The 1,283-nt window shown below is 44.7% G+C and carries 2 protein-coding genes and 1 pseudogene; 2 read left to right on the plus strand and 1 reads right to left on the minus strand.

What is annotated here, in order from left to right; all coding sequences use genetic code 11:
- Window positions 1–262: GPW/gp25 family protein (locus F6K49_RS50005; RefSeq protein ID WP_366514364.1), on the minus strand; the 262-nt coding region annotated here is incomplete at its 3' end.
- Window positions 263–278: 16 nt separating this feature from the next.
- Between F6K49_RS50005 and F6K49_RS50010 the strand changes: the two genes are divergently transcribed.
- Window positions 279–866, plus strand: coding sequence for an IS607 family transposase (locus F6K49_RS50010; protein ID WP_075896875.1), 588 nt, complete (start codon window positions 279–281; stop codon window positions 864–866).
- Window positions 769–1,068, plus strand: a pseudogene (locus F6K49_RS50015) (helix-turn-helix domain-containing protein); the annotation flags it as partial. The gene F6K49_RS50010 and the pseudogene F6K49_RS50015, both read left to right, overlap by 98 nt.
- Between the last annotated feature and the right edge of the window lie 215 nt (window positions 1,069–1,283).

The following is a 1,283-nucleotide window of genomic DNA, read 5'->3' on the forward strand; positions in this document are numbered from 1 at the left end:
GAATCACATACTGCACTGTGACTCGCAATTTAGTATCTTCACTCTCCACTTGCACCCTCTCGACTTGAATTAACTCCCCTAACCACTGCTGCAACGACCCTTGAACCAGAAACTGAACCGCAGTACTGAGTTCCTCACTATTCGGAGAAAAGACCAGCTGCATCAGACTGCAGCCCAAGGTCGGGCGGTTGACCCGTTCTCCTGGGGAGGCTAGGGAACAGCAGCAATAAGTATAACAAAGTATACTAAAGTCTAGAATTATATGTTAGACTTTAATTATGGCATTAGTACCAATCCGTAAGGCGGTCGAACTTACAGGACTCTCTAGAAACACTTTGAGGAAGTATGCAGACAATGGCACGCTCAAATGTGAGCGGACTCCAAGCGGATATCGCCTCTTTGACACAAACAGCCTCCTCAGTCTCGGAAAAAACAAAGGGAGTGGACAAGCTACAATCTGTTACTGCCGAGTCAGTAGTGGTAAACAATTTGACGACCTCGCCAGACAGATCGCCTACATGCACTCCCTCTTCCCGGAAGCAGAAATCGTCAAAGACATCGGTTCAGGACTCAACTACAAAAGAAAAGGTCTTCGAGCCATACTGGAACGACTTATGCGTGGCGATCAACTCACAATTGTTGTTGCCTATCGAGACAGACTCACCCGATTTGGGTTTGAACTCTTTGAGCACTTAGTCAGTCTCAACGGTGGAAAAATCCTGGTTCTCGACAACCCTGAAAGTTCTCCAGAATCAGAACTTACCGCAGATCTTCTCTCCATCATTCACGTCTTCTCTTGCCGGGTTCACGGACTCAGAAAATACGGCCAAAAAATCAAAGAAGATTCGAGTGTTCCTAAACCCTGAACAGCGAGCAATTGTCCGCCACTGGTTTGGGGTATCCCGTTACGTTTTCAATAAGACCGTCAAAATACTCGAAAATGGCGAAGTTAAAGCAAATTGGAAAGCCATGAAAACTGGTATTATAAATGACCTTCCTGAATGGTGTAAGACAGTGCCTTATCAAATCAAATCTATAGCGATAAAGGATGCTTGTACCGCTGTCAGGGTCAGAAGTTACCGCAAGGATAGTGGAGCCTTTATAGTTGGCAGGCTATGCAGATAAGGGTTAAAACTTATTGATTAAGGCTCCACTAACAATCAGGTTTCGTCTCCGGAGGCCAAGAAAAAATACAAAAAGACAGCGCAGATTAATCGGGTAAAGTTCAGATATCGGAAAAATTTGGTACAAACTTGTTATATTCCAAAGTCGGCGGTTTCTAT

Source organism: Moorena sp. SIO3I6 (assembly GCF_010672095.1).

What these genes read in the sequence shown, in the direction of transcription:
- F6K49_RS50010 (WP_075896875.1), top strand. Translation starts at nt 279, where the DNA reads ATGGCATTAGTACCAATCCGTAAGGCGGTCGAACTTACAGGACTCTCT.